General features: G+C 71.0%; 28 protein-coding genes and 2 pseudogenes. 14 read left to right on the top strand and 16 right to left on the bottom strand.

Features of this window, described 5'->3' with window-relative positions; translation table 11 throughout:
- Window positions 1–167: 167 nt before the first annotated feature.
- From ACZ7JZ_RS32695 to ACZ7JZ_RS32675, 5 genes and pseudogenes are all read left to right on the top strand, one after another.
- Window positions 168–1343: pseudogene (locus tag ACZ7JZ_RS32695) on the top strand (RHS repeat-associated core domain-containing protein); the annotation flags it as partial.
- A complete protein-coding gene (locus tag ACZ7JZ_RS32690; protein WP_470945895.1) occupies window positions 1340–1828 on the top strand; it encodes a hypothetical protein in 489 nt (162 codons plus the stop codon). The pseudogene ACZ7JZ_RS32695 and the gene ACZ7JZ_RS32690, both read left to right, overlap by 4 nt.
- Before the next feature lie 316 nt (window positions 1829–2144).
- Window positions 2145–2441 (top strand): hypothetical protein, encoded by a 297-nt coding sequence (locus ACZ7JZ_RS32685; protein ID WP_470945892.1) that lies wholly within the window; start codon window positions 2145–2147, stop codon window positions 2439–2441.
- 226 nt (window positions 2442–2667) lie between these two features.
- A complete protein-coding gene (locus tag ACZ7JZ_RS32680; RefSeq protein ID WP_470945890.1) occupies window positions 2668–3225 on the top strand; it encodes a GNAT family N-acetyltransferase in 558 nt (185 codons plus the stop codon).
- 25 nt (window positions 3226–3250) lie between these two features.
- Window positions 3251–3595, top strand: coding sequence for a hypothetical protein (locus tag ACZ7JZ_RS32675; protein WP_470945887.1), 345 nt, complete (start codon window positions 3251–3253; stop codon window positions 3593–3595).
- Window positions 3596–4084: 489 nt separating this feature from the next.
- Here ACZ7JZ_RS32675 and ACZ7JZ_RS32670 read toward each other — a convergent pair whose 3' ends face one another.
- Window positions 4085–5527, bottom strand: coding sequence for a condensation domain-containing protein (locus ACZ7JZ_RS32670; RefSeq protein ID WP_470945884.1), 1443 nt, complete (start codon window positions 5525–5527; stop codon window positions 4085–4087).
- Between the two features lie 120 nt (window positions 5528–5647).
- Window positions 5648–7054 (bottom strand): condensation domain-containing protein, encoded by a 1407-nt coding sequence (locus ACZ7JZ_RS32665; RefSeq protein ID WP_470945881.1) that lies wholly within the window; start codon window positions 7052–7054, stop codon window positions 5648–5650.
- A gap of 125 nt (window positions 7055–7179) precedes the next feature.
- Between ACZ7JZ_RS32665 and ACZ7JZ_RS32660 the strand changes: the two genes are divergently transcribed.
- The 5 genes from ACZ7JZ_RS32660 to ACZ7JZ_RS32640 all read left to right on the top strand — a co-directional run bounded on the left by ACZ7JZ_RS32660 (window position 7180) and on the right by ACZ7JZ_RS32640 (window position 10153).
- Window positions 7180–7671, top strand: coding sequence for a hypothetical protein (locus tag ACZ7JZ_RS32660; protein WP_470945878.1), 492 nt, complete (start codon window positions 7180–7182; stop codon window positions 7669–7671).
- Window positions 7672–7815: 144 nt separating this feature from the next.
- Window positions 7816–8154, top strand: coding sequence for a hypothetical protein (locus ACZ7JZ_RS32655; protein WP_470945876.1), 339 nt, complete (start codon window positions 7816–7818; stop codon window positions 8152–8154).
- Window positions 8151–8447, top strand: coding sequence for a hypothetical protein (locus ACZ7JZ_RS32650; RefSeq protein WP_470945873.1), 297 nt, complete (start codon window positions 8151–8153; stop codon window positions 8445–8447). Before ACZ7JZ_RS32655 ends, ACZ7JZ_RS32650 begins: the two co-directional genes overlap by 4 nt.
- Before the next feature lie 175 nt (window positions 8448–8622).
- Window positions 8623–9201, top strand: a complete 579-nt coding sequence (locus ACZ7JZ_RS32645) for a DUF6461 domain-containing protein (RefSeq protein ID WP_470945871.1) — start codon at window positions 8623–8625, stop codon at window positions 9199–9201.
- 388 nt (window positions 9202–9589) lie between these two features.
- Entirely contained in the window at window positions 9590–10153 is a 564-nt protein-coding gene (locus tag ACZ7JZ_RS32640; RefSeq protein ID WP_470945868.1) for a hypothetical protein, read from the top strand.
- 136 nt (window positions 10154–10289) lie between these two features.
- Here the strand turns inward: ACZ7JZ_RS32640 and ACZ7JZ_RS32635 are convergent, their stop codons facing one another.
- The 3 genes from ACZ7JZ_RS32635 to ACZ7JZ_RS32625 form a co-directional block, all read right to left on the bottom strand.
- Window positions 10290–10478 carry a hypothetical protein gene (locus ACZ7JZ_RS32635; protein ID WP_470945865.1) on the bottom strand — a complete coding sequence of 63 codons (189 nt, stop codon included), beginning with the start codon at window positions 10476–10478 and terminating at the stop codon, window positions 10290–10292.
- Window positions 10479–10655: 177 nt separating this feature from the next.
- The gene (locus ACZ7JZ_RS32630; RefSeq protein WP_470945862.1) at window positions 10656–10979 is read right to left on the bottom strand and encodes a hypothetical protein; all 324 of its coding nucleotides are present in this window, start codon (window positions 10977–10979) and stop codon (window positions 10656–10658) included.
- A 44-nt stretch (window positions 10980–11023) separates the two neighbouring features.
- Window positions 11024–11215: a hypothetical protein gene (locus ACZ7JZ_RS32625; protein WP_470945860.1), complete on the bottom strand. Its 192-nt coding sequence runs from the start codon at window positions 11213–11215 to the stop codon at window positions 11024–11026.
- 625 nt (window positions 11216–11840) lie between these two features.
- Between ACZ7JZ_RS32625 and ACZ7JZ_RS32620 the strand changes: the two genes are divergently transcribed.
- Together ACZ7JZ_RS32620 and ACZ7JZ_RS32615 are read left to right on the top strand one after the other, a co-directional pair.
- Window positions 11841–12269 (top strand): hypothetical protein, encoded by a 429-nt coding sequence (locus ACZ7JZ_RS32620; RefSeq protein WP_470945858.1) that lies wholly within the window; start codon window positions 11841–11843, stop codon window positions 12267–12269.
- A gap of 831 nt (window positions 12270–13100) precedes the next feature.
- A complete protein-coding gene (locus tag ACZ7JZ_RS32615; RefSeq protein ID WP_470945855.1) occupies window positions 13101–13730 on the top strand; it encodes a hypothetical protein in 630 nt (209 codons plus the stop codon).
- Window positions 13731–14247: 517 nt separating this feature from the next.
- Here the strand turns inward: ACZ7JZ_RS32615 and ACZ7JZ_RS32610 are convergent.
- The 10 genes and pseudogenes from ACZ7JZ_RS32610 to ACZ7JZ_RS32565 form a co-directional block, all read right to left on the bottom strand.
- Window positions 14248–14826: a TetR/AcrR family transcriptional regulator gene (locus ACZ7JZ_RS32610; protein ID WP_470945852.1), complete on the bottom strand. Its 579-nt coding sequence runs from the start codon at window positions 14824–14826 to the stop codon at window positions 14248–14250.
- Window positions 14827–14895: 69 nt separating this feature from the next.
- On the bottom strand, window positions 14896–15786 hold the full coding sequence (locus ACZ7JZ_RS32605; protein ID WP_470945849.1) for an SDR family NAD(P)-dependent oxidoreductase: 891 nt from the start codon (window positions 15784–15786) through the stop codon (window positions 14896–14898).
- Between the two features lie 228 nt (window positions 15787–16014).
- A complete protein-coding gene (locus ACZ7JZ_RS32600; RefSeq protein WP_470945916.1) occupies window positions 16015–16230 on the bottom strand; it encodes a hypothetical protein in 216 nt (71 codons plus the stop codon).
- A gap of 140 nt (window positions 16231–16370) precedes the next feature.
- Window positions 16371–16534 (bottom strand): annotated as a pseudogene (locus ACZ7JZ_RS32595) (transposase); the annotation flags it as partial.
- Between the two features lie 476 nt (window positions 16535–17010).
- Entirely contained in the window at window positions 17011–17322 is a 312-nt protein-coding gene (locus tag ACZ7JZ_RS32590; protein WP_470945846.1) for an SCO5918 family protein, read from the bottom strand.
- A 49-nt stretch (window positions 17323–17371) separates the two neighbouring features.
- Window positions 17372–17776: a CBS domain-containing protein gene (locus tag ACZ7JZ_RS32585; protein ID WP_470945844.1), complete on the bottom strand. Its 405-nt coding sequence runs from the start codon at window positions 17774–17776 to the stop codon at window positions 17372–17374.
- A gap of 46 nt (window positions 17777–17822) precedes the next feature.
- Window positions 17823–19325 carry a DEAD/DEAH box helicase gene (locus tag ACZ7JZ_RS32580; protein ID WP_470945842.1) on the bottom strand — a complete coding sequence of 501 codons (1503 nt, stop codon included), beginning with the start codon at window positions 19323–19325 and terminating at the stop codon, window positions 17823–17825.
- Window positions 19326–19643: 318 nt separating this feature from the next.
- Window positions 19644–19847, bottom strand: a complete 204-nt coding sequence (locus ACZ7JZ_RS32575; RefSeq protein ID WP_007261735.1) for a cold-shock protein — start codon at window positions 19845–19847, stop codon at window positions 19644–19646.
- A 782-nt stretch (window positions 19848–20629) separates the two neighbouring features.
- Entirely contained in the window at window positions 20630–21022 is a 393-nt protein-coding gene (locus ACZ7JZ_RS32570) for a hypothetical protein (RefSeq protein ID WP_470945839.1), read from the bottom strand.
- Between the two features lie 570 nt (window positions 21023–21592).
- Window positions 21593–22141: a hypothetical protein gene (locus ACZ7JZ_RS32565; protein ID WP_470945837.1), complete on the bottom strand. Its 549-nt coding sequence runs from the start codon at window positions 22139–22141 to the stop codon at window positions 21593–21595.
- Window positions 22142–22671: 530 nt separating this feature from the next.
- Here ACZ7JZ_RS32565 and ACZ7JZ_RS32560 point away from each other — a divergent pair.
- On the top strand, window positions 22672–23607 hold the full coding sequence (locus tag ACZ7JZ_RS32560) for a terpene synthase family protein (protein ID WP_470945835.1): 936 nt from the start codon (window positions 22672–22674) through the stop codon (window positions 23605–23607).
- A 14-nt stretch (window positions 23608–23621) separates the two neighbouring features.
- Entirely contained in the window at window positions 23622–24464 is an 843-nt protein-coding gene (locus tag ACZ7JZ_RS32555; protein WP_470945832.1) for a geranyl diphosphate 2-C-methyltransferase, read from the top strand.
- A 13-nt stretch (window positions 24465–24477) separates the two neighbouring features.
- On the opposite strand, the gene ACZ7JZ_RS32550 is transcribed toward ACZ7JZ_RS32555, so the two are convergent.
- The gene (locus ACZ7JZ_RS32550; RefSeq protein WP_470945830.1) at window positions 24478–25857 is read right to left on the bottom strand and encodes a hypothetical protein; all 1380 of its coding nucleotides are present in this window, start codon (window positions 25855–25857) and stop codon (window positions 24478–24480) included.
- Window positions 25858–25942 lie beyond the last annotated feature (85 nt).

Below are 25942 nucleotides of genomic sequence, written 5' to 3'. Positions count from 1 at the left end.
CACCGCCTGACACATCGGCAGACCGGCCTCCTGCGGCCAGCCGCTACCCCATGAGGCACAAGCGGAACCACGGGGCTGAATGGGCCGACTCCGACATGCGCAGCGGTGTGCCGGATCACGCCATCGCCGCCGTCGCGTGTTCGCGCTCTCCGGACTCCGGAGTCAACAAGCGGACGTACACCTTCGACGCCCGCTCCAACCGCAAGACCCTCAACACCGCTGTCGGAACTCCGGGCGCCGACTGCCCGACCACCGGCGGCACCACCACCACCCACACCTACGACAGCGGCGACCGCCTGGTCGACACCGGATACGTCTACGACGCCTTCGGCCGCACCACCGCGCTGCCCGGCACCACCATCGGCTACTACGCCAACGACCTCGTCTACCAGCAGACCGCCGGCACCAGCCGGCAGACCTGGCAGCTCGACGCCGCCCACCGGCTGCGCCACGCCAAGTCCGAGACGGGCAGCGGCAGCACGTGGACCACGACCGACAACAAGGTCAACCACTACGACAACGACGGTGACAGCCCCCGCTGGACCGTCGAGAACGCCACCACCGGCGAGATCACCCGCAACGTCAGCTCCCCCGAAGGCGACCTTGGCGCCTTCACCTCCGCCTCCGGCGAGACGGCCCTGCAGCTGACCAACATCCACGGCGACGTCAGCCTCAACCTGCCGCTCGACGTCAGCAAGGCGCCCACCGCGCTCGACGCCGACGAGTACGGCAAGCCCCGGCCCAGCATGAGCCCGGCCCGCTACGGCTGGCTCGGCGGCAAGCTCCGCTCCGCCGAGACCCCCACCGGCCTCATCCTCATGGGCGTCCGCCTCTACAACCCCGACACCGGCCGCTTCCTGTCCCGCGACCCGGTCTACGGCGGCAGCCACAACGCCTACGAGTACTCCGGCGGCGACCCCGTCAACAAGTTCGACCTCGACGGCCAGTGGATCGGCATCGCCGCCCGCGGCCTGTGGACCGCCGGACGCGCCTGCTGGAGCCGCTGCTCCTCCTGGGGCCGCACCGCCTGGGGCTGGGGCCGCAGCGCCTGGAGCTGGTCGCGCACCAACGTGCCCCGCTTCGGCCGCTGGTCCTGGGGCAAGGCCCGCAGCGCCTACCGCTGGACCGCACCCCGCGTACGGGCCTCGTTCCGCTGTGGCATCTACGGAGCCGGCGTCGGTATGTTCGGCTCCATGATGGCAGGCAGCTGGGGCGTATGGCCCTACGGATTCCGGGGATCCGACCGAGCGGACATCTGGGGCACCACCGGAGGCATCTACGGAGCCTACGCAGGCACCGCCTACGGCTTCTTCCGCCACCGCACAGCCCGGTGCGCCCGATGACAGCCGCCCCCCACAGCCCCGCCGCCCGCCGGCGGGGCACCCGCCCCGCCAACCGGATCGCCGTCGCACTCCTGCTCACCGGCATCCCGGTCTTCGGCGCCGGACGGGGCGCGGCCCATACGGGCGACAGCCTGCTCCAGGCCCTCGGCACGGTCTACAGCCAGCCGACGGCCTGGGCATGGACCGCAGTAACCCTGGCCTACTGCGCGCTGTCCCCCAAGGTCCTGCCCGAACTCGTCTCACACCGGGACACCACCCGGCCGCCGGGCATGAAGGACAGGATCAAGGCGGCACTGTTCTACTGGGTGCTCCTGTGGGGCCTGACCGCCCTGGCCGGAGCCACCACCGCGGCCGGCGCAGCGGGCACCCTGTCCGACTGCGCCACCGCGCCCGCCACCTGGCTGTTCCTGGCCGCGGTGACGGCGTACTGCCTGGCGTCACCCACCGTCCTCCCCGTCCTCTGGGACGAGAAGGACACCGAGTAGGAGCCGGGTAGGCGCCGACACGGGCAACGAGGAGGGCCTCCCCCGCGGGGAGGCCCTCCTTTCGCGTCCGGACACCGGATGCCCACCGCACGCACCCCTCCCCGGTCGTCCGTGCGGGATCCCTGGGCAGGCCCTCGCCGGCAGGGCGTACCCGCCCTTGATTCCACGCCGGACGTAGGCGATGATCTGGGCTTTCCATGGGTCGGGGGCGATGTACGTGGCCTGGTTGACAACCATGTCTGCGCTGGTCGGGTTGTTGGTGTTCGGAATCGCAGCGGGCGTCTACGCCCATGCGAGGCCGCTGCTGAAACGCGGCGTGAGAACCTCCGCGGTCTGCGTGGACGTAGGCCGCGTCGCGGAAGGTTCGGTGCTCCTCCTGGAGTACACACCCCAGGGCGGCCCCGCGCGTCAGACCTCGGTGGGCCCCTTCGTGTTCCCGCCGGTGGAGGTCGGCGGCCGGCTGGACGTGGTCTACGATCCCAAGCGCCCGCAGGAGGTCACCCTCCCCGAACGGCTCCCCCGAAGCACCCGCGGGCCGGTCACCGCCATGGCGGTATCCGGCGCGGTGCTCCTTGCATGCGCGGTACGGATCGTGGTTGCCGTGCGCGGCTGAGCCTCAGGGGCCACGAAGACCCTCGCGGTGCTCGCCACCCCGACACAGTCTCCTTCTCCGGCCGCCGCCCGTGACGAGCACCCCACCTCGTCGCACTGGTCCGCGCCGGGGCCGGCTTCGAGCGGGGCATCCTCGCCGAGCGATCCGCGGCCCGCGCGGCATGAACACCGCCGACGGCCGCGGAAAACCGGTGGCAGACCCGCCGGCACGCAGTGAAGATCGCAGCATGCCCACTTTCCTGGAGACCGACCGGCTCGTCCTGCGCGCGTTCACGGAGGCCGACATCGACCATCTGCTCGCCCTGGACAACGACCCCGAGGTCATGCGCTTCATCAACGGAGGCCGTCCCACCAGCCGCGAGACCATCGAGACGCGAGTAGTGCCGCGGCTGATGCGTGACTACCCGTGCTGGGAGACCCGCGGCTACTGGGCCGCGCAGGAGAAGTCCAGCGGCACCTTCCTGGGCTGGTTCGAGTTCCGCCCGCTGGACGAGCACAGCCGCGCCGTGGTCGAACTCGGCTACCGCTTGAACCAGGCGGCATGGGGGCACGGCTACGCCACCGAGGGGTCCCGGGCGCTGATCCACAAGGGGTTCACGGACCTGGAGGTCGAGCGGGTCACGGCGAACACCATGGCCGTCAACACCCGCTCCCGCCGCGTCATGGAGAAGTCGGGCCTGTCCTTCGTCCGGAACTTCACCGGCGACTGGCCGGAGGCGATCGAGGGCTCCGAGCACGGTGAAGTCGAGTACGAACTCACCCGGACCGAGTGGGAACAGCGGTAGCCGTCAACGACTCAGTCCACAACTCTTGACAATTTCTCAGGAAAATCTGCCCTTCACCTTCAAGCTGGGCGACTTCGCCCATGCCTTCGCCGACCACTACGACGAGCTCACCGAGGAGCAGCGGCGCCGGGTACTAGCGCTGGCTGAAGAGGTCCTGGCATCGGCGGACGAGACGGCGCGGGCCGCCGTGGCAACCGGCTTCTTTGAGGCCCTCCTCAACGAGTGGGACGAGGGCTTCGACCTCCAGGCCGGCTGGTCCGCTCGTGGGACCGCGCTCCCGCGCGTACTGCCTGGCCTGGAACAGCTTCGGGGGTGTCGACACACCCGGCTGGATGAAGGCTGCGCAGGCCTGAGTCCGCCACGCCCTTGACGGCCCCGTGCGGCACCCGCGCCGCACGGGGCCGCACCGTCCGCCTGGAAGCTGAACCCGACTCCTGCGTGCCCGTTCACCCACCATGGCTGCAAGCCGTGACCACCGAACAGATCCGCGCGAGCGGACCGCCGCCAGCTGTTCCGACTTGCAGGACCTGGCCTGCGCGTACAGGGCGACGTCGACGTCGCCGTGTACCTGGACGACGACGGGCTCCTGCCGGACCCTGGGACCGCCGAACGCGTACGGGAGCAGTTCGCCGCCTTGCCGACGCTCGGCATCGTCTCCTTCCGCATCGCCGACGAGACCGGCCGCAGCCAGCGCCGCCACGTCCCCCTCCTCCGGCCCAGGGACCCGATGCGCGCAGGCGAGGTCACCACCTTCCTCGGCGGCGGCAACGCCGCACGGATGACCGTCGCCGACCAGACCGGCGACTGGCCGGCACCCTCCGCCTACACCCACGAGGAGGAGGACCCGACCCGGACCGCCTCAGAGTGTTCCGCTGCGGGCCATCGCCTCCAGTGTGCGCGTGAGGGTTGCCACCAGGGCCGCCTTCGTACGCCGGGCCCGGGGAGTGTCTGCGGTGACGCAGTTGACGTACAGGCCCTCGTGGGTGCGGTGCACGTACAGGAACATGCCGTTCGTGTACGGGATCGAGGTGTACACGGACGCCTGCCGGTCGGCGTGGCGGGCCGCGCCGGGGACGCCCCTGAAGTCCATGTACGACACGAAGTTCGTCGGGTGCGGCCAGGGGCGGGCGTGAAGCTGCGGTGCGAGGAGCCGCAGGACGACGACGAACGGGACCCGTCCGCCCCTGACCATCCGTGTGGACGCGTCCTGGGCGGCGCGCAGGGTCTGCGTGAGGCCGGCGTGCTGCGGCACGGGGATCTCGAGCGGGAGGAGGTTGACGAACCAGCCCAGGTCGTGGGCGTGGGGGCCGTGCCCGCGCGTTGCGGCGGGCACGAGCGCGCGGTACACGTCGGGGCCGCCTTCCTTGCGGAGGCTGACGCCGACGGCGGCCAGGGCGGTGGTGGCGACGCCCGCGCCGGCAGAGCGGCAGCGGTCCTCCAGGGCTGCCGCGCCGGACCGGTCCAGGAGCATGTGCGTGGTGTTGAGCGCGCGGTGGGCGGTGCCGGGCCCGGTGCCGAGGTCGAGCGGGAACCTGGGGAAGGGGCCGCCGGCCCGCTCGATGAACCCCTTCCAGTGGTCCAGCCTGCTGTCGTCGGCTGTGGTGGCCGCATGCCGACGCCGCTCCGCACCGGCGTGCCCGAGGAACCCGGCCACCGGCGGGAGGTCGGGTTCCCGGCCCCGGGCGAACGCCTCGTACGCGGTGGCGATGTCGTTCAGGGCGATCATCATGGACGCGCCGTCGGTCACCAGGTGGTCGCACGCGAAGCAGACCGTGGTGGACTCCTCGCGGATCACCGCTCCCATGGAGAACCACGGCCCGGTGCGCGTATCGGTGCTGTTCAGGAACTGCTCCACCCAGGCACGGGCCTCGGCGGGCGTGGCCACGACTCCGCGGTCGACCGGCTCCAGCTTCACGTCCCCGGGCGCAGCGACCCCGGCCGTGACGCCGCCGTCGGCCGCGGAGCGGAACGTGCAGCGCAGCACCTCGTGCCGCCGTACGACGTGGAGCAGGGCGGCGTCGAGCGCAGGCCGGTCGAGCCTGCCGCGGATCTCGAACGTCACGGCGAAGCACTCGGTGCGCGGACGCGGCCCCCGGTCGGCGGCCTGCTCCCCGACGCCTTCGGGGTTGCCTTCGCGGTCGGCTCCGGCGGCCTCGGCGGGTGCGGATCCGGCGAAGTGGTACTCCTGGTTGTAGGAGGGCGGCGGGAGGTCCCGTACCGGGCCGCCGGTGGCCGTGCGCACCTGCCATTCGACTGCGTGCCCGGGGGCGATGTGCAGCTCGGAGGCGGGGAGTTGGAACACCGGCGGTGCTCCCTTCCGTTGTTGTGCGCCCCGCCCGTCGCGCGGGCGGCCCGCCGTGGGTGGGGGTGTGCGTGGGAACCGGCAGACACGGCCGGCCGGTACGTCGAGCCGGTGGGCGGGTCAGAACCGGCCGGTGCGGGCGACGCTCTCCAGCGTCCGCGCGAGGGTCCCCGTGAGGGCCGCCTTGACCCGGCGGGCCTGCGGGGTGTCCGCGAACATGGAGTGCAGGTGCAGTCCGGTCCCGTTGCGGTGGAACCAGAAGAGGATTCCGTTGCTGTGCGAGGTGGAGACGTATTTGTGTGCCTGCCGGGCCAGGTGCATGCCGGCCCCCGGGGTGTGCCTGAAGTCCTGGTAGGAGAAGAACGTGACGGCGGGAGGCCAGACCTTGGGCCCCTCCTGATGCTGCGTCAGCAGATTGAAGACGCGGACGAAGGGTGCACCGGTGTACGGCCGCATGGCGTCCAGGGAGTCCTGCGCGCCCGCCATCACGGCTGAGAAGTCCAGCTCTGCGGACACAGGGAACTCGACCGGGAGGGTGTTCACGAACCAGCCCATGCCGTGCTCGCGGGGGCCCCGGCCGCGCGTGTTGACCGGGACGAGCGCCCGGTGGACGTCCGGCCCGCCCTCCCGCCGGAGGCTGACGCCGAACGCGGCCAGCACCCCGGTGGACGCCCTGGCGCCGACCGCGCGGCAGCGGGCCTCCATCGCGTCGAGGAGGTCGGCGGACAGGAGGGTGTGGGTCTCGTTGGCACTGCGGTACGCCACCCCCGGCTCGATCCCGAGGTCGAGGGGGAAGCGGGGGAAGACCTGTCCGTCGTTGCGCGCGACGAAGCCCTTCCAGTGGTCCAGCAGCGCGTCGTCGATCCCGAGGTCCGCGCCGCGCTGCCGCTCGGCGGCGGCGTAGCCGAGGAACCCGCCCGTCTCGGGCAGCTCCGGCTCGCGGCCCTGCGCGTACGCCTCGTACGCCGTGGCGATGTCGTGTACGGCCACGGGGGTCGACACCCCGTCGGTGAGCAGGTGGTCGCAGGCGAAGTAGACGGTGGCGGAGTCCTCCCTGACCATCGCGCCCATGACGATCCAGGGACCGCGGAGCGTGTCGGTGCGCAGGAGGAACCTCTGCACGTAGTCGCGGGCTTCGTCCCCGGAGTCGAACCGTCCCCCGTCACTGCGCTCGAGCTTCACGTCCTGCGGCGAAACCGCCTCCACGGCAAGGCCGTTCGCCGCTTCCCGGAACACGCAGCGCAGCACCTCGTGGCGCCGTACGAAATGCAGCAGCGCGGCCTCCAGGGCCTCGCATTCGATGCTCCCGGCGATCTCGAAGGAGCCGCCGATGTACGAGGTGTAGCCGACGTCCGCGGCCCGCAGGCACTGCGCCACCGCGAAGTGGTCCTCCTGGTTGTAGGAGGCGGGGGCCGCCGGGTCGGAGCTCCCCGGTGCGCACTGCCCGGCGGCGCCGGCGGCGGACACCGTCCATTCCACGGCGTGGCCCGGGGCCATCTTCATGGCCTCTGCGGGGAGTTGCAGCATGGGGAGCCTTCCTGGTCTGCTCTCACGTCGACGCTCCGAGGGCGCGGACGGAGGTGAACTGCGTTGGACCACACGGCGTTTCGGGCCGTCGGTTCCGTCACCAGTAACGAGCCGGACGGCACGCGGTGACGGCTGCCCCCGCGGCCGCCGCCACCTACCCGGTCGAGCTGACCGTCCCCGTCGACACGGTCCGAACCGCCACCGTCACCAAGCCCGTGACCGCCGGGACGACCCGGCCTCCGACGGTCCCTCCGCCGACCGCGGCGTTCTCGGTGTCCTGCTGGTACCAGGACTGCACCTTCACCGGGTCGGCGTCCAAGCGCTCCGATGGCTCGATCGGTTCGTACAAGGGGAAGTTGGGCGACTCAGCCTCGGGCACCGGCGCCACGGTCGCCCGCTTGTACCCGACCGGGCAGCGCAGCTGCGCCGCCGAGCGGACCGTGACCGACAACGCCGGGCCGTTCGTCGTGCTGGTCCGATGTGGCGACTTCGGCCGGCATGGGGAAGCGGGATGGCCGCACGTGCCGGCATTCCGTACCTGCTCCCAGCCCGGCCGAGCCCGGGAGCACCGGGCTGTGGTGTCCATCCAGGAAGCGGACCAGGTGCAGGAGACCTGACTGCGGACGGTCCGTCCCCTTCGCCGTCTTCTGTGACGGGCCGGCGAGGCCGAGTCCTGACACGATGGCCCGACGGCCTGACCCGGTGCCTGGGCCCGGTCTACGCTCTGTTTCCTGGGGTACGGGAAAGGCGGGGGCGGCCTGATGCGGTGGGGCGGTTCGGGCAACTCGGGCTGGTTTGGCGGGCTTGTCGGCCACGGCAGTCCGGCGTGCTCCGGCCGGGCCAGGGCTGCGGCCGGGCGGGCCTTCGCCGCGCTGGCCGCCGTGGTCGTCGCCCTGTTCCCGCTCGCCGCCAACGCGGCCACGTCGCAGGACCGCTGGCCCGGGGTGCTGGACGCGGTGCGCCTGGACCCGTGGCCGTGGGTGTACGGGCTGGGGGCCGCGACTGCCGTGCTCGCCGTACTCGCCCTGCTGCTGCCGGGCCGGCGGGTTTGCCCGAGGACCCGCCGCCCCCGCCGGCCTCCGTACCGGTCTGGGTGGTGAGCCGCGAGGAGGGCCGGCTGGCGGTCTCCGCCGCGTGCAGGCCTCGGGGCCGGGGCGGCGGGGCCGTGGGCATCACCACCTCCCTCGAGGGCGCGGGAGGCTTCGGCAAGACGACCCTCGCCGCGTACGTCGGCGCACATCCCCGGGTACGTCGGCGCTTCCGCGGCCGCGTGTACACCGTCACCATCGGGCGGGATGTCCGCGGCCGGTGCAGCGAGGACGAGAGTGCGCAGCTGGGTGCGGTCCTCGGGGGTCAGGTGCGGCCCGGCGCGGTCGGTGCGGGCGACGCATGACTGCTGTGCGGTGCTTTCGCACTGCACGATGGTCATGACTCCCGCGCTTCTGTGCCTGCCCGTGGGTGGTCGTTTCCCGTGTGAGCCGTGCTGGGCTACGTTGCCGTGTGGGTTGCCGGCTGCGAGGGGCGTGGAAGTGTCGAACGGGCTGCGGTGGGTATCGGGCGGATACGACTTGGGCTACACCTTCACGCTGTGCGAGGGCGTCGGGCCGCGGGACCTGCTGGTGCGGATGGGTGCGGAGCCGCACCACGTCCACGAGCTGTCCGATGACGCGGTGGCCGAGCTCCAGATGCGACCGGAGGACGGCCACCTGAGCGACCTTGATTTTCTCGACTGGGAGGACGAGGGCCTGGTGTCGCGGCTGACGGAGGCGGGGTTCCTCTCGCATCCGGGGGTTCTCGTGCGCGCGGGCGCCGTTCCGGGCTGGGCCTACGCGGTCGAGAACATGTCCAGCCGTGCCCCCGCCCACCTGGCGGCGCTGTCGCAGGGCACCCGCGCCTACACCGTCTACCGCGGTGTGAACGGGGAACACGAGGTCGGCTACGCCGTCGACGGCCGGGTACTGGCCTACTTCAATCCCCGCGCGCACCATCTGGGGGGCGTCGGCATCGAGCAGGGGGTGCCGGGCTTCGACTACTCCGGCGGGGAACTCCCCGACACCGCCTTCCTCCGCTTCCTCGAGCACGAGCACGACATCCACATCTTGTGGGAGGACTTCCAGGCTCCGCTCCCCACCGCCGCCTTCACGTAGGCCGCCCGCGGTACGGGCCGCAGCACGCCCGGAACTGAGGCGCCCAGTAAGCGCCACAAGCTGGCCGCGCGGGCGCCGCCGTCACGGAAGTACACGTCCTGCAAACCCCGGCGGCAATCTGCCGAGCTCGACCTCGGTAACGCCCGCTTCCTGCGCGGCCAGGAGCCGGGCGGCGGTCCCGGGCGGGAGGTGCCGGGTGTTCCACCGCATCCGACGTCGTCGCCGGTAGCGGTCGACGCGACCACCATGCGGTCACGCGGGCGGTGGTAGGGCACGTGCTGGAGCCGTGGCCGCTGCCTGGGCGGCACCTACGGACCCCGGGCCGCACGGGGCCGGCAAGCCCGCGATCGCACCGCCTGGCGGCGCCCGACCTCGTTAGGCTCGCCACATGGACTCTCTCGCAGTGTTCGTGGACGGCGGGCTCATCAGCATCAGCGACGGCGAGGACATCAACGTCGAGACCACCCGTTGGTCCAACGGCCTCCTCGCCCCCATGGACCACGGCGCCTGGATCAGGACCGGCATCCACACCGGCAACGTCACCCTCCTTACCGAGGTCCTCCACCAGGAGCCCCCCGTCGACGGGCAGTCCTGGGAGGAGATCGTCGAAGCCAGCGTCCACTCCCCCAGCGGCGCCATGGCCCTCACCGGCGCCACCAACGAGGCAGGCGCCTACCTCACCGCCAGCGGACCTGGCTGGTACCGCCTCCGCGTCCATGCCCGCGGACGCGGCCACAACCCCGACGGCACCGCCGTCCAGCCCACCGAGACCTACCTCGTCCAGGCCTGGCCCCAGCCCTGGACCGAACAGCACATCCCCCAAACCAGCCCCCGCATCGAACAAGCCCTCACCGACAACGCCCACGAGCCCCACGGCCAACCCGCACCACGCACTGCACACCCCGACTCACCCGAGCGAGCCCGGCTCCTGCGCCACCTCCGCGACCGGTGACGGCGCACCCGCGCCTGCACCGCACGCGCACACAGATGAGCGGCGGAGGGGTGGATTCTCAGTGGGGAGTAGCTGCAGTCCAGATCTGTTTCAGGGGCGGACGGCGCGGACGTGGTCGGCTGAGAGATCGAGTTCGTTACTCCAGGCAGCAGTCGGAGCAGAGGGTCGCGACGGGCGTCCCGCAGGCGCACAGCTGGTTCCTTCCGCCGTCCGGGGGCGCACCGCACCACGCCGGCGAGACGTGCTGCAAGGTCACGCCGAAGGCGTCGTCGACCAGCGGGGCGCCGTAGGGCTCGGTCTCGATGGCGTAGTGGCCCGACGGCACGGTCGCAGGTGACGGACCCTGCTGGTCCGCGTCCGACCGTGCGCAGTACGGAGGTGTCGACGGCCACTGAGTTCTCCCCGGATGTGAGGTCCGGGGAGATGCTTGACAGGTCGGTCTCGGGACTTGCTTGACGGTGTCCCGCGTGATGTTTGACGGTCCCAGCTGGTGGGTTGACGGTCAGCGGGGATCCGCGATGTAGCGGGTGACGGGGCCGCCCTTGAGCGGGTGGGTGGAGATCTCGACCTCGCCGTCGAGGACGCGGAAGCAGGTCTCCTCGATGACCACGGTGACAGTCTTGCCGGCGTGCGCGACGCCGGGGCGGAGCTTGTGCCTGGCGACGACGAAGGTGCCGTCGGCCCCGACCTGCCGAACCGCCCGCCGCGGTTGCGACGGGGGCGGTGGCAGCGGTGTGGCGGCGACCCGGGCGCCGGTGAGTTTCGCGCGGCGCTGGTGCGGGATCGGGGCGGCGAGGGTCTTGACCAGGAGCCCGGCATGGATCACATACGTCAGGCTGCCGTCGAAACGCAGGGGGATGTGCTTGCCGATCAGCTCGGCGCCAAGGGCGACGGCGTCTGCCCGAGCGAGACCACGCCGTCCTTGGTTGCCTTGCGATCGACCTCGACGACGGCCGCAGGCGCCAGGGGCTTGTCCGCGCTGACGCCGCCCTGGGGTTCGGGTCCGCCGAGGCACCCGCCCCGCATGAACAGCCCTGGCAGGTCGGCGTCGGTGAAGATCATCGAACGTGTCCTGATCAGTTGCCCGTCGAGGACGACGTGGACGGTGCGGTGGCTGACCCAGACGGTGACGGTCCGGCCGACCAGAGGTCGACTGGACCAAGACGTCCTCCGAGTACCGCGACAGCCTCCCCCGCATGGTCAGGGATGTGATCATCGAGGCGGTCGTCGAACGGCTGTCGTCCCGGCCCCCCTACCGCGACCAGGGTCTGGACACCACCAGGATCAGCATCGAACCCGCCCGCTCCACCCAGCCCCGCGGCGCCCGCATCCTCAACTTCGACCACAACCGCGGCTGGCTCCGGTACACCTTCGTCCACCGCACCGCCGAACCCCAGATCCCATCAAAACTGTCTTCTGGCAGTAGGCGGGGGACGACGGGGAGGAGCTGCGGGGGTACGGCCCGCACGATGGGCGGACTCACTTCCCCGGCCCGGCTACCTCGGGATCCGCCGACCGCCGCCGTCGGTCGGTTCGGCGGGCCCCACGGGCCGTTGGCATGTGCAGCCGCGGATATGCAATCTAACGATCCGTCATTCCCGGAGGGAGTTATTGTCATGCCCCTGTCGCGCAGTCCGGGCGGGTGGCTAGGTTCGGCCCGTCATCACCGACCGACCAGGGGGAATCAATGCGCATCCGCCATGCCCTGCCGACCGCCGCAGCCGCCGTCGCAGTCGTCCTCGCGCTACCCGGCACCGCCCACGCCGCCACCGGATCCGCGTCGGTGGCCAGCAGCTACGGCAACGCGAGCGCCTCGTGGACCTGGGCCGGCCCGGGGAGCCTGTCCGGTATCAACCTGACCGTCCGCGACACCAACTGCAACTCCAACCCGGTGTACGCCAAGTTCAAGGTCTACCGCACGAACGGCCAGTACTGGACGACCTCGACGCTCCGCTACGACTACAACGGCTGCAACGGAACCGGGACGGCACACAACAACCTGAGCCTCTCGGACGGTTTCAACATCGCCCACGTCTCGCTCATCATATGCAACGAGGAGTGGGGCACCGACCCCTGCTCCGAAGGCTCCAAGTCGGGCCGCAATCCGCGCGCCTGAGGTTCGAGGGCGGCGCGGCCCCTCTCCTCAGGCAGGGGCGGGAGCCGTACGGGCAGTCGTCGTACCGCAATGACGGGGACTGCCGGTTGAGACCCGGGACGGATCGGCGAGCGACCCCGGTCGGAGGCCGCTGCTGCGGGATCCGGCCGGGGCCGCTCGCCCGTGTGGGGGCGACGTCCTGGTGCACGAGTGCTCAGGCGGTCACGCGTGGGGAGGCCGGTCAGGAAGGCGGCGGGGACGCGGACGATGTCGGCGTCCCCGTAGCCACCGGTCTCCCACTCCCAGCCGGACAGGGCGTACTTGCGGCCGCCCTCGACGCCACACGGTGGCGTCGCCCGGGGCGGCGATCAGGGTGCCGTCGGCGGGGGCCGTCCCGATGGCGGCAAAGGACCGTGAGGGATGGTGCGGGTCTGGCTCGGGTCGTAGCCGATGGCGTTGACGTCGGCCATCGTCCGGGCGGCCGACGTGCAGGCGGCGGACATCCGGGCGGTGACACCGCCGCCGAACAGGGGGTCGGATCCGAGCTGCTCGATCCGTACTTACGCCTCATGGACAGGCAGGTGGCGGCCGGCGAGCGCGACGCGGTGGCCCTGCTGCGGTGTCCGGCCCCCGCATGACCGAGGTGGTGGATCTCGCCGCGACCGGACGCCGGACCGCTCCCGGCGCCAATCGGGTCGGCCGCCTTCAAAGGAGCTGGTCAGGACCATGGGAGGATACGAGACGCGAACGGGGCGGTAGGGCGGCAGAGCAGCCGGGCAGGCCATCAGGTCGCGAAGCAGAACGAAATGAAGCGAGAGGCACGGAGCAGTGGGTTTCACGGGTGTGTGGTCGGTGGGTGTCGTTCCCGACGAGGAGGCAGAGGCGATCCCGAGGCGGTTCGCCCACCTGCCCCTGGAATCGCCGCCCCGTTCGCCCGCGTACCGGGCGTCGATGGAGTGGTGGTCGAGCGGCGCCGCCGAGCGGGAGGCCTTCTTCGAGCGGTCCGGGTCCGTGCCCGGCGGCCCCCCGGCACCCACCGCGGCCGCTCACCGCTTCGCGGACTTCATCGCAGAAGCCACCACCGTCGGCGACACCGTTCGGCAGATCCAGGACGCCGGCGCCGAGCTCATGCCGCAGGCGCAGGGGCCGGGTCTGTACGTGGCGACGGCGCGGGGGGCCAGTCCGGTTGCCGCGCTGTTCTACGGCCTGGGCCACGTGGGGTCCGAGCTGTATCCGGGCTGGTTCGGGGACTTCCTGTTGACTGCCGCAGAGGTGCGGTCCGCACTGCCCGGCGCCAGGGAGGCCCTCGCCCTGCCCGGTACCCGCCGCGCGGAGGCCCTCGCGCGGATCACCGAGTGGATGACGGGGGTCGGCGACGCCCCCGGCTTCGACGCCGCCGCGCTCCTCGACGCGCCGTTGGCCGTGCTGGAGCTGGCTGCGGCTACGGGCTCGGGCGTGTCTGCGTTCAGCCGCTCGCACTGACCGGGAGCGCGGCCACGGTGCCTGGCCGTGCGACCGCCGGGGAAGTCGTGCGGGGAGGGGCTGCCTTGGACGGCGGGCCGCCCCGCGGGAACCGGCACCACAGGCTCAGGCGCGCTGCAGGCGATGCAGCACGATCCACACCTGATGGTGCTCGACGAACCGACCGAGGGACTCGACCCGTCGGTCCGGGAGACGTTCTCTGCGCTGCTGGGCGAGGCGGCCGCCGCCGGACGCACCGTCGTGCTCTCCATCCACATCCTGCCGGAGGTGCAGCGCACCTGCGAACGGGTGGCGATCATTCGGGACGGACGATCGGTGACGGTCCGGAGCGTGGCCGGCCTGCACGAGGCGTGTGAGCGGTCACGTAGTTACCCACCTTCAGTCGCTTCCGCGTCACGGAATTCCCCACCCCTGCGGTCACGATTCCCCAGGGGGAGACGGTCGTGAACGTGCGCCAGAGGTGCCCGGCGTCGCCGCTGAGCGCGAGAAGTGCCCCGGACTGCGGCAGAGGGGGGTCTCACCCCGTCGTTGGTCTGGCTCGCAGGCCACCGAGCAATGCGGCCAGGTAACGGTGCGCGGTGTCGATCCGGTCCGGTGGAGCGCAACCGTGTACGTCCACGGCGTAGGCGATGCCGCACATGAGCGGGACCAGATCGGCTGCGGCCAGGTCGGGACGGACCGCCCCGGCCGCGCGGGCCCGGTCGAGGAGTGTGGTGCCTGTCGACCACAAGGACTCCTTGAGTTCCGCGGTGCGCGGCAGGGCGTTGACGGAAGCGGCGGCGACCGGCGCCAGGGAGGCGTCTGTGACCTGTGCTTCGACGGTGCGGGTCAGGAAGCCCTCGAGTGCCCGCCAGGCGTCGGTGTCGGCCAGCGCCTGCCTGCCGTGGGCGGTCAGGGCCTCCAGGCGGGGAATGGCGACGGCCTCCAGGAGCGCTTCGGGCGTGGCGAAGTGGCGGTAGACGGTGCCGACTCCGAGTCCGGCGCGTCGGGCGACGTCGTTGAGCTGCAACGGCGTTCCCTGGTCGACCAGCTCGCGGGCGACGGCAACGATCCGGTCCCAGTTGCGGGCCGCGTCCTTGCGTAGTGGTGTCGTCATGGGGAACATGTTAACCGGATGACTCATCCGGATTGCCCCGCCCCCGCGCGCCGGGCCAGTCCCGGCGGGTCAGGGCGCCAACAGGGGCGCGTGCTGCCGACTGAGTCGGCGCACGGCATCGGCGACGCGGGGGTCGGTGGCCGTACGGAACGGCGCCGCCGGGCGTCCCGTGGCAGCGATGACGATGCCGGTCCGGCCCGCCAGGGACTCGTCGGTGGCGGCGATGACGGAGGACTTTGCGGCCTCGGATGCCGGGCCCGCGGTGGAACGTTCGAACTTGCGGCGCACCAACGGCCACAGCAGCCGCAGGGCCGGTGAGACGATCTTCGGGTCGGTCATGGTGCCGTTGGTCATGTCGGTCGCGGCGCCTCCGGGGTCGGCGGCGAAGACCGAGACGCCCGTGCCGTCGAGCCGCGACGCCAGGTCGAGCGTGTAGGCGAGGTTGGCGAGCTTGGCGCGGCCGTACCAGTGGAAGCCGTAGTAGCCGCCGGGCGGCTCGACGGCGTCGAACACCCGCTTGGCGACACCAACCGCACCCGAGGTCACGTTCACGATCCTGCTGGGCGCACCTGCCGTGAGCACGGGCAGCAGCAGTTCCGTGAGCAGGTACGGCGAAAGGTGGTTGACGACGAACGACGCCTCCAAGCCGGCCAGCTCTTGTCGATCCGCGTACATCGCCCCGATGTTGTTCACCAGCACGGTCAGCGGTTCGCCCGAGGCGGCGTGGTCGTCGGCTATCCGGCCGGCGAGCGCGCGCACGCAGTCGAGCGAGCCGAGGTCGGCGGGCAGGAACCTGCCAGGACGAGCCGGGTTCACCGCGTCGATCCGCTCTACCGCCCGGGCGCCTCGGTCCGCACTGCGCCCGACCACGGTGACCGAGAATCCGGCGGCGGCCAGCCCCAGGGCCGTCTCCAGGCCGATGCCGGCCGTCCCGGCTGTGACCACGGCTGTCTTCCCCATTGCGTTCCTCCAGTCCGGTGATTCGGATAGTTCATCCGCTTAGTGGGTGACGATATCACAAGCGGATGATCCATCCGCTTGTGATGGCAGGGGGCGCCCCCCGGCGGACACCGGGGAATCGGGTGACGTCTGCCCTGCGGAATCACATGACGGTCGACAAGGGCGGACCAGCGGCAACGTGTCGCACGCCGGCTACCCCGGGCTCCCGGTGTCGGCGTACACGTGAACTCACATGAGCACGCGGACACTCTGGTCGAACGCCGACGTCACCAGCGATGCGGCGGCCCCCGCCGGCCAGGAGCCCGCGGTGGCCTGTTCTCCCAGGAGACCACCGATACGGAACGGGTCCTGGCGGCCGCCCTGCCCCACCGCCAGATCTGCACCGGTGAGGCCCCCACCGAACTCTTCCAGGTCAGCCGCCCCACCATCGGCAACGCCGTCCATGAGGTCCGCCCCCGCCTCGGAGAAGACGGCTTCCCTCTGCCCATGGCACCCATCAAGCACCGCACAGCCGCAGAGCTCCTCGCCTCCACGACCTCGTCGTCGACCTGCCGGTGAAAACGGCATGTTGATTCCGAACAGGTCCAGTGGGTGCGGCAGCGCTGCCAGGACGCGCCGGGCAGGACACGCCGACGGGGCCGACGGGGGCGTCGGAGGCGAGCAGCTGGACACCGGACATGCCGCGGGCGGTCAGCAAACGCAGGAACGCCGGCCAGCCGGCGCCGTCCTCGCAGGTGGCGACGTCTACCGCGCACTGTCCCCGGGCCAGAGGCCCGGCAACAGCCTGCGGCTCCACTCCGTCATCTTCAGCTGACACCCACCCGCGCGCAGCGCGTGCTGCCGTGGTGCCCGGCGTCCCGCAAAGGGTCACGCACGACTACCTCCGTGCCGGGACCGGCCCTTGAGGTCGCCACCGGCAAGGTGATCGGCTCACTCCACCGCCGCGCCGAGGAGTTCTCGAACGCACCGCCTCGTATCTGAACAGAATTCCCGACTGAGAAGACCAGGTGCTACAGGCGAGGTGGGCGACACCAGAACGGCCGCGGAAAGTGGGCCCGGTTGAGGGCCCGCGCAATCGCGCGGCACCGGCCGGGTGGGCCGGCATGCTCCCCCGATCACCCGGGTGTGTCCTCGACGGCTGCGGGCACGCGGAAGGGCCCGAACGGCGCGTGCCGTTCGGGCCCTCTTCGTTGTTCGGGTGGCGGCATGCGCCGGGCTCACCTGTCAGGCGGCCGCGGCGGTGCCGAGCATGGCGGAGGCCTGCTGCAGGGGGGTGAGGGCGTGCGCGGGCGCGGCGGCCCGGGACAGGTCGCGGCAGGTGAAGCCGAGCTTGGCCATGGCCCGCAGGACTTCGCCGGCGCTGAAGTCGCGGCGGTCCTGACGGGTGATGACCTGGCCGACCTGCTTGACGGGGTAGATGCGGCGGCCGATGATCACGGACTCGCCGGTGACCTGCTCGGGCTTGACGCCCTTCATGGATTCCAGGACGCCCGCCTTGGTGAGGTCGAACGGGAAGCGGGCGATGACGCAGCGCATGGTGCCTCACAGGGAGAAGAGGGGAGCGGTCCGACCACGGTCAGGTGGATCAGCGGGCGAGGGCGAGGACGCCCAGGGCGCTGCCCTGCTCGTCGATGACGGGCAGGGCGTCGAGCCGGCGGTAGCGCATCGCGTGTTCGGCTTCGGCCACTGTGGTCGTGGGTGAGGCGAACGGCCCGCTGCCGTCCAGGATCTCGCGCAGCCGGACCCGGTCCGTGTACGCGTCGCTGTCACGGAGGGCGGTCAGCTGGGCCCGGGTGACCAGCCCGGTGCACACGCCGTCGTTGTCGCAGACGAGCAGATGTCCTGTAGGGGCGCTGTTCATGACGGACAGGGCTACTTCGACCGTCATGTCGTCCCAGACCTGCGGGCCGGCGGCTGTCATGGCGTCGTGCACCGTCCGCTGCGCGGGGTCGGCGCCCACCGGGCGGGGCTGCATCTGGACCAGCGTCAAAAGGTGCCTCCTGCAGAGATGGGTCAGTTTCCGGATCACGTGGGTCTCAGGCTGCCGCGTCGAAGGCGGACTGCCGCGCACCCGCCCGCCGGGCGGCCGAAGCATGGCCGCGGCGGCCACGGGAGGCCGTGGTGCGCTTGGAGCGCTCGGACACCGGTGCGGTGATGGTGACCGGGATGCCGGAGGGCGCCTGGGCGCCGGTGATCCGGGTCAGGGCCTCGTCGCCGGAGCGGACCCGGGTGGTCTGCGCGGTGACACCCGCGGCCGTCATCAGGCGGGCCACCTCGCGGCGCTGGTCGGGGGTGACCAGGGTGACGACACGGCCGGACTGACCGGCGCGGGCGGTACGCCCACCGCGGTGGAGGTAGTCCTTGTGGTCGGTCGGCGGGTCCACGTTCACGACGAGGTCGAGGTTGTCGACGTGGATGCCGCGAGCGGCCACGTTCGTGGCGACCAGGACGGTGACATGGCCGGTCTTGAACTGGGCCAGGGTCCGGGTGCGCTGCGGCTGGGACCTGCCCCCGTGCAGGGCGGCGGCGCGGACCCCGCTGTCGAGGAGGTCCTGCGTCAGCCGGTCCACGGCGTGCTTGGTGTCGAGGAACATGATCACTCGGCTGTCACGGGCGGCGATCTCCGTCGTCATGCGCTGCTTGTCGGCACTGTGGACGTGCAGGACGTGGTGCTCCATCGTGGTCACCGCGCCCTGCGAGGGGTCCACCGAGTGCACGACCGGGTCCGTGAGGTACCGGCGCACGAGAAGGTCGACGTTGCGGTCGAGGGTCGCGGAGAACAGCATCCGCTGGCCCTCGGGGCGAACCTGGTCGAGCAGCGCGGTGACCTGGGGCATGAACCCCATGTCGGCCATCTGGTCGGCCTCGTCCAGGACGGTGATCGCGACCTGGTTCAACCGGCAGTCGCCACGGTCGATGAGGTCCTTCAGCCGGCCGGGCGTGGCCACTACGACCTCCGCGCCTGCGCGCAGTGCGCCGGCCTGCCTGCCGATCGACATGCCGCCGACGGCCGCGGCCAGACGCAGCTCCACGGAGCGGGCGTACGGGGTGAGTGCATCGGTCACCTGCTGGGCCAGCTCGCGGGTGGGGACGAGGACGAGCGCGAGCGGCTGGCGGGGCTCGGCGCGCTGCCCGGCGGTGCGGGCCAGCAGGGCCAGGCCGAAGGCGAGGGTCTTTCCGGAGCCGGTACGGCCGCGGCCGAGGACGTCGCGGCCCGCGAGAGTGTTGGGGAGGGTGGCGCCCTGGATCGGGAAGGGCACGGTCATGCCCTGCGTGCCGAGGGTGGCCAGCAGCTGGGCCGGCATGTCGAGTTCGGCGAACGCCTCGACGGCGGGGAGCGCGGGAGTGATCGTCTTCGGCGGTGCGAACTCACCCTGGACACCGGCGGGCCGACGGCCGTAGCCTCCCGAACGGCTCGAGGCCGACGAGCCGAAACGGCTGCCCCGACCCGAACCGGCGGCGGCGCCACTGCCGAAAGCCGGGCCCCCCGTCCGGCTGCGGGTACGGGAGGAGCGCTCATTCGTACGTGCGGGTTTCATGCGGAACCTTCCTCGATACGGCACGTATCCAGGAATTCCCGCAGCACAGGAGCGGCGTAGGGAATTGCGAGAACGGGCCGAATAGGATGCGGAGCGGAACTGGCGGACAGGAGGTCTGCACAGGCTCAGACGCTGAAAACGGGGGCACCGCAGAGGTGTGGCAGGCAAAAGCAGTCCACTCGGGCGCGCCTCCGAGAGGTCCTGTCGGCCGAGTGTCTCCACGCCCACTACCGCGGGGGAACGCACCGCGGAAAATACATTCAGCTGGGGCCCGCACCCCAAGGGATGCGGGCCCCAGCTGCGGAACGCGTGTCAGCGTCAGGCGGGAACGATGTTCTCGGCCGTCGGGCCCTTCTGGCCCTGCGCGATGTCGAAATTGACCTTCTGGCCCTCGTTCAGCTCACGGAAGCCCTGGGCGGCGATGTTCGAGTAGTGGGCGAACACGTCAGGGCCGCCACCGTCCTGCTCGATGAATCCGAAACCCTTTTCCGCGTTGAACCACTTGACGGTACCAGCAGCCATGTCATATCTCCTCTGGGGCAATACATCGGCGTCTGCACTGTGCGGACGCCGTGTCGCTGCGATGATGCCCCGCCCGGCAGACGACCGGGAAATACAAAGCGCTTTCAGCGAAATGAATCCGCGCTGGCGGCGTAGAGTTCTTGGGTACCAAAACTGCAACTGAAACGACAGTAGCACGCTGCAGCGGTTCGAGTACGTCATATTTTCCCGCCGACTGCGTTGTGCCAGAAATTCTCTCCGCGAGATCTGCCAAATTCTCAGGCCGCGGTGACAGATACCGGCCGCCGATCCCTGCTGCCTGCCCATGCTCCGCTCGGGCTTCCTCGCGTGGCGCTGCCGGGGCGGGTAGCCCCGATGGCCCGCCACCGCCTGCTGGGCGGCCACTGCGGACCAGCTGATCGTCTACCCGCCCCCGGCGAACAGGGGTGGCGACGGGTCCGCTACGACGGCGTTGTCGATGCTCCCGCAGAATTGAGCACGCTCTGCTGAACGGTTTGCCCGGCGGCCGACTCGCCACCATGCCCGCTGTCCCTGCTCAGGGGGTTCGCCGAGCCGGTGGAACGCGCCACGTGGATCGGCGTCGACGCGCTGGTGCACGGCCGCCGGGCAGTGGGCCGACCGGCAGCAGTCCATCGGTGAGCTGGACAGCGCGCTCACCACGGCAACTGAAGGCGGACCACTACCCGGCTGCCCCGAGGACGCCGACTGCACCGAGGACATCAGGTGGCGCCAGGCCCCGCACCACGCTTCTCCAGGCCGTCACACGCCACAAGGCTGCGCGGTCAGCGACGCCGGCCGCCGCCGATGCGGCGGTCGTCGGCCAGAGCGGTAAGCGGGCCGAACTCACAGGCAAGCTGGCTCCACGTGAGAACCTCGCCACAGCGGGCCGGGAACTCCTTCGCGTTGAACTCGGGCATGGTCCAGGTGCCAGTGCCCCGGTCCCGCAGCCACAGGTCCCCGTCACCGTCGACCACGGTCGGCGGGACCGGAACGGGCTCGGCCTGATCGACGGGCTCCCAGGTGACCCGGCCCGGGTGGGAACCGCGGCGCAGCTCGGTGGTGGCCAGCCGTGCGGCCAAGTCACGGGTGGACTCTTCAGCATCCTTGACCGACGCGAGTCGGAACGCGTCGTCAAGTACGGGCAGGGCTGGACTCTTGCTGCGCTTTGAACTCATACGCTGACTACCTCCGGTGGGGGGCATCCGTGATGGCACCCCGTAAGAGGCTCACGGTATCCGAAGCGGGAGGCGGCCGGCGACGACCGGTCCGGGTCCGGGTGGAGGCGCCGGTACACCGGGCGGTGGGGCTGACTTGACTCCGAGACCAAGAACCCGACCGGCAGCTGCGGCCAGAAGGCCGTCCTCGTGGTCGAGCCGACCCACAGCGCTCCCGCGGGCGGTGTGACGAGCCGGATACTCGCCCTGGCGCCGGCGCTGCTGGTCGGATACGAAGGTCCCCGCCGAACAGCGGCAGCTCCGTCACCGTCGTATCAGGCCCGGGGCCGCGTGAACCTCGGCGGCGGCCGGTAGACCCCGTCCCGGTCCACCCGCACGGCCCGCACACACCTGCGCTACCGGGACGGGATCCAGCGCACCTCGTCAAGGACGTCGCGGCTGGGCCACGGCACCGTGAACCGCACCCTCCCGCACATGCCCCCGGACCCGCCACGACTGCTCCGGACGGCGACTGCGCTGACGCCGTCGTGCCCCCGTACCGCTTCCCGGTACGGGGGCACGTGGTGTGGGTCAGCGGCCGGCTGCGATCTGGGCGGCGGCGCCGCCGATGCCGTTCCAGCCTGATCCCGTCCAGACGGTGACCGCGGAGCGGGTCGGGGTGAGGCCGTAGATGTGGGTGCCGCTCAGGGCGAAGTGCGCGCCGGGGCCGCCTATCTGGGTCCAGGAGCCGGGCGTTCCGTTGAAGCGGAAGACGGAGCCGTCGTTCGGGTCGGTGGCGACCATGGAGGTTCCGCCGGCGTAGAGGGCTGCGGCGGGGCCTCCGACCTGCTCCCAGCGGTCGCCGCTGCCGGTCCAGCGCATGACGGCGGAGCGGTCGGGGGTCAGTCCGTAGAGGGCGTTGTTGTTGGCGGCGAAGGCGGCGCCGGCGTTGCCGATGCGGGTCCAGGAGTCGGGGGTGCCGTTGTAGCGGTGGATGCTGCCGTCGCCGGGGTGGGTCGCGAAGAGGCCGGAGGCTGCGGCGTGGATGGTGGTGGCGGCGCCGCCGATCCGGGTCCAGCCGGTGCCGCTGCCGTTCCACTGCATGACGGCGGAGCGGTCGGGGGTGAGGGCGCGGCGCATCTGTGAACTGCGGAGATGCCGCCGTTGTATGCGCCCAGTGCGCATACGGCAGGCATCGGAGGCCGACTTGTATGCACGTAGCGGCATGCACGGCCCTTCCTCCCTCCGGCTCTACGGGTGCGTTGCAGCCGGGCATCTCGTGTCGCCGTGCTTCGCCGTGGCGGTCAGGTGCTCGGCCACGAGCCGCTCGTTCTGTTGCCGACACGGGTGGGGGAACGGAGAGGTTTCAACTCCGGCGCGGTTTCAACCCGGTCGTTCTTTCCATGTCTTGGCAGCCCAGTGAGCGGCGTGGGTAACTGGGTTCACCACGGCGGCACCCTTGCTGACCGCGGGATCCGGCGGTCCGTATGGGAGCCCGACCCGGGGGCCGGCTGCCGGACCTTCTGCCGTCCACCTGCCACGGGCCTGCGTCCGGCCGAACCGGTCAGGCTTCCGTGGGCGGGCGCAACCACGGCGCGCAGCCGATCCGAGGAGGCATGGTGGCACCGCCACGCCCTGGGGAGCCGATCCCCGGTCTGTACTGTCCACAGGTGGCCGAACCGGATGCCGCCCTGGTCGCCGAGGTGGACGAGCGCATCGCCGCCTGGGTCAAGAAGGAGGACGTCTGCCCCCCTCAGTGGCGCGAGGGCCTGATCGGGTTCGCGGTCGGGCGGGCGGTGGTCCTGCAGTACCCCGACTTCGCGAGCATCGGCCACCTGATGGCCGCGGCGGAACTGCTGGCCGCGGAGAACGTCGTCGACGACTGCTACGTCGAGGACTTCGGGGGCTCCCCGGATGGCCTGGGCGCCAGACTGGTGATCGCCCAGAGTGCACTCGACCCCGCCCGGCTCACGAGCGGGTACGGGCAGGACTGGGACCGCGGCGTCCAGGGGGACGAAGCCCTGCGCAGCTACCGGACGGCGATGCGGGACTTCGAGGCCATCGCGTCTCCTGTCCAGGCGGACCGCTTCCGGCACGACATGGCCCGTCTGCACCTGGGTTACTTGGCTGAGGCGACCTGGAAGCTCGACGGCCGGGTTCCCGCGGTATGGGAGTACCTGACCATGCGCCAGTTCAACAACTTCCGGCCGTGCCTGACCATCACCGATGCCGTCGCCGGGTACGAGCTTGCGCCCGAGCTCTACGCCCTCTCCGAGGTTCAGGAGGCGGTGGCGCTGGCCTGCAACGCCACGACCATCGTCAACGACCTCTACTCCTACAGCAAAGAGCTCCGCATGCAGCACCCCCACCTGAACCTGCCGCTCGTGCTCGCTGCCGAAACCGGCGACCACCGGTTGGGGTACCTCCGGGCCGTCGAGGTGCACAACGACCTCATGCACGCCTTCGAGGACGCGGCGGGCCGCCTGCACGGTCAGCACCCGTCCCTCGACCGGTACCTGCAGGGCCTCACCGCCTGGGTGCTGGGCAACCACCGCTGGCACCACACCAACACCAGCCGTTACACCCTCCCCGACTTCTGGAGCTGAAGGGAACAGCACACATGAGCACTGTCGTGCCGCACAGCCGCTACCAGCAGGACATCGCCGACTACTGGAACGCCGAGGAACGGCCCGTCAACCTGCGCCTGGGCGACGTCGACGGCCTCTACCACCACCACTACGGTGTCGGCGGGGTCGACTGGTCGGTCCTGGAGACACCGGAGGCAGACCGGGACCAGGCGATCATCAACGAGATGCACCGCCTGGAGACCGCACAAGCCCACCTGCTCATCAAACACCTCGGCGAGGTCAAGCCGGATCAGCGGATCCTCGACGCGGGCTGCGGCCGGGGCGGCACCTCCGTCCTCGCCCACCAGGCCTTCGGCTGCTACGCCGACGGGATCTCCCTGTCCTCCAAGCAGGTGGACTTCGCCAACCGCCGTGCCCGTGAGCTCGGCATCGACGACAAGGTCACCTACCACGTCGGCAACATGCTGGAGACCGGCTTCACCCCGGGCGCCTACCAGGCGATCTGGAACAACGAGTCCACCATGTACGTGGACCTCAAGGACCTGTTCGCCGCACACTCCAAGCTGCTTGCCCGGGGCGGCCGGTACGTGACCATCACCGGCTGCTACAACGACGTCTACGGGCAGCCGTCCAAGGCGGTCTCCACCATCAACGCGCACTACGAGTGCAACATCCACGCCCGTTCGGAGTACTTCGCCGCCTTGGCGGCCAACCGGCTGGTCCCGGTGCATGTGGAGAACCTGACCCCGGCCACCATCCCCTACTGGGAGCTGCGCACACACTCCTCGGTCACCACCGGTATCGAGGAGGCCTTCCTCAGCAGCTACAAGGACGGCAGCTTCCAGTACCTGCTGATCGCCGCCGACCGCATCTGACGGCCCTGGCGGGTCATTCCGGTGGTGCGGAACGGGCTGACGGCACCTTGCGGCCCGCCGTCGGCCAGCCACCCCCGGCTCCGGCGATACGGCCGGCCCGGGCAAGTAGCCGGCGGGCGGCGGGATCGCGCTGGTAAGAGCGCAGCCGCCTGCGCAGTTCCCGGAACGCGGCGTCGCCACGGGCCGAGAAGACCAACGGATAGTCGTCCAGGAAACCCTCCCAGGTGGAGCACGCCAGCTCAAGGTGACCCTGCTCCAGTTGGAGGCTTCCGAGCCGCGCGGTGGTGAGCATCCGGGCCCGGCGCTCCCGGGTGGGCCGGAGGCGGAGGGAGGCCGCCAACGCACCGCAGGCGGCCGGGACGTCGCCGGCGGCTGCCAGCACCTCCGCCTGCTGATGGGCAAACGCGGCCAGGTGGTAGCCGCCGAGCAAGGCGCCTCGGCCCTCGGCACGATCCAGCAGCCGCTGGGCGCGGCCGAGGGCCTCCAGCGCGCGGTGCCGCTCCCCCACTCCGGCGAGCGCGAGGGCCTCCTGGCCGATGATGAAGGCGCCCGTCTCGGCGGGCAGGCGGCCGATGTCACGGGACGCCGCCTCGGCGAACTGCAGGGCCAGCAGGACGTTCCCCAGCTGGTGTGCCTGGACACTCATCTGACGTACGGCGATGGCGTGGCGGAGCGGGTCGCTCGCTTCCGCAGAGAGTTGTACGGCGATTTGGAAATAGGCCTGTGCGACGCCGTGCAGGTTCTCGTCGAAAGCCATGAACCCCGCGAGGTAGGCAAGATCCGCACTGGTTTGCCGGAAACGCCGGCTGACGTTCGGTGAGGCCGAGCAGCCGAGTCCTTCTGCGATGTTGAGCGAGAGGTAGGACGTCAGAGCGGGCCGAATTCTCACTCCTCCGAATGTTTCGTCGGCATCGGCGAAGAGGGCCACCATCAGCTCGGCCGACCGCGCGTGGGCGGCACCGATGCGACCGGTCGGCCGCGCCGGACGTGTGCCGGCGGACGCCTGCGGCAGGCCGGGTGCCGGTACGTACGGCAGGCGGCGCAGCACCCGCTGCGCGACCAGCCCCTCCTGGGCGAGGTCGCGGAGTCGTTCATGGATACCTGGGGCGGCCTGCCCGGTACCGGTGGCCGGCACCGTCTGCTCCAACCCGGCCTGTTCGGGCGTGATGTCGCGTCCGATCCTGTCCGACAGCACCCGGCAGATCAGTTGGCACGCTCGGCCGCGCGGTCGGGTGCCGGCCAGCCAGTGCGCCACGGTCGTGCGGTCGTAGTCCAGGACGAGGGCACACCTGAGGGCTTCGGCATTGACCGCCCGCGCGAATTCCGGGCCGTTCCACCCGGCTTCTTCAAGCAGCGCCCGGAGTTTCAGATTCGGTACGCGGCGATTGGCCATGACACACCACCTGATCGAATTCAACCGCTCTCGGATTTCAACCACCTTTAGCACACCTGCTGGTTCCGCTCCGCCGCGGACGCGA

It is taken from the genome of Streptomyces sp. NPDC038213 (assembly GCF_055600495.1).
The sequence above is the reverse complement of the archived record's forward strand: the minus strand, read 5'-3'. Positions and strand labels throughout refer to the sequence as shown.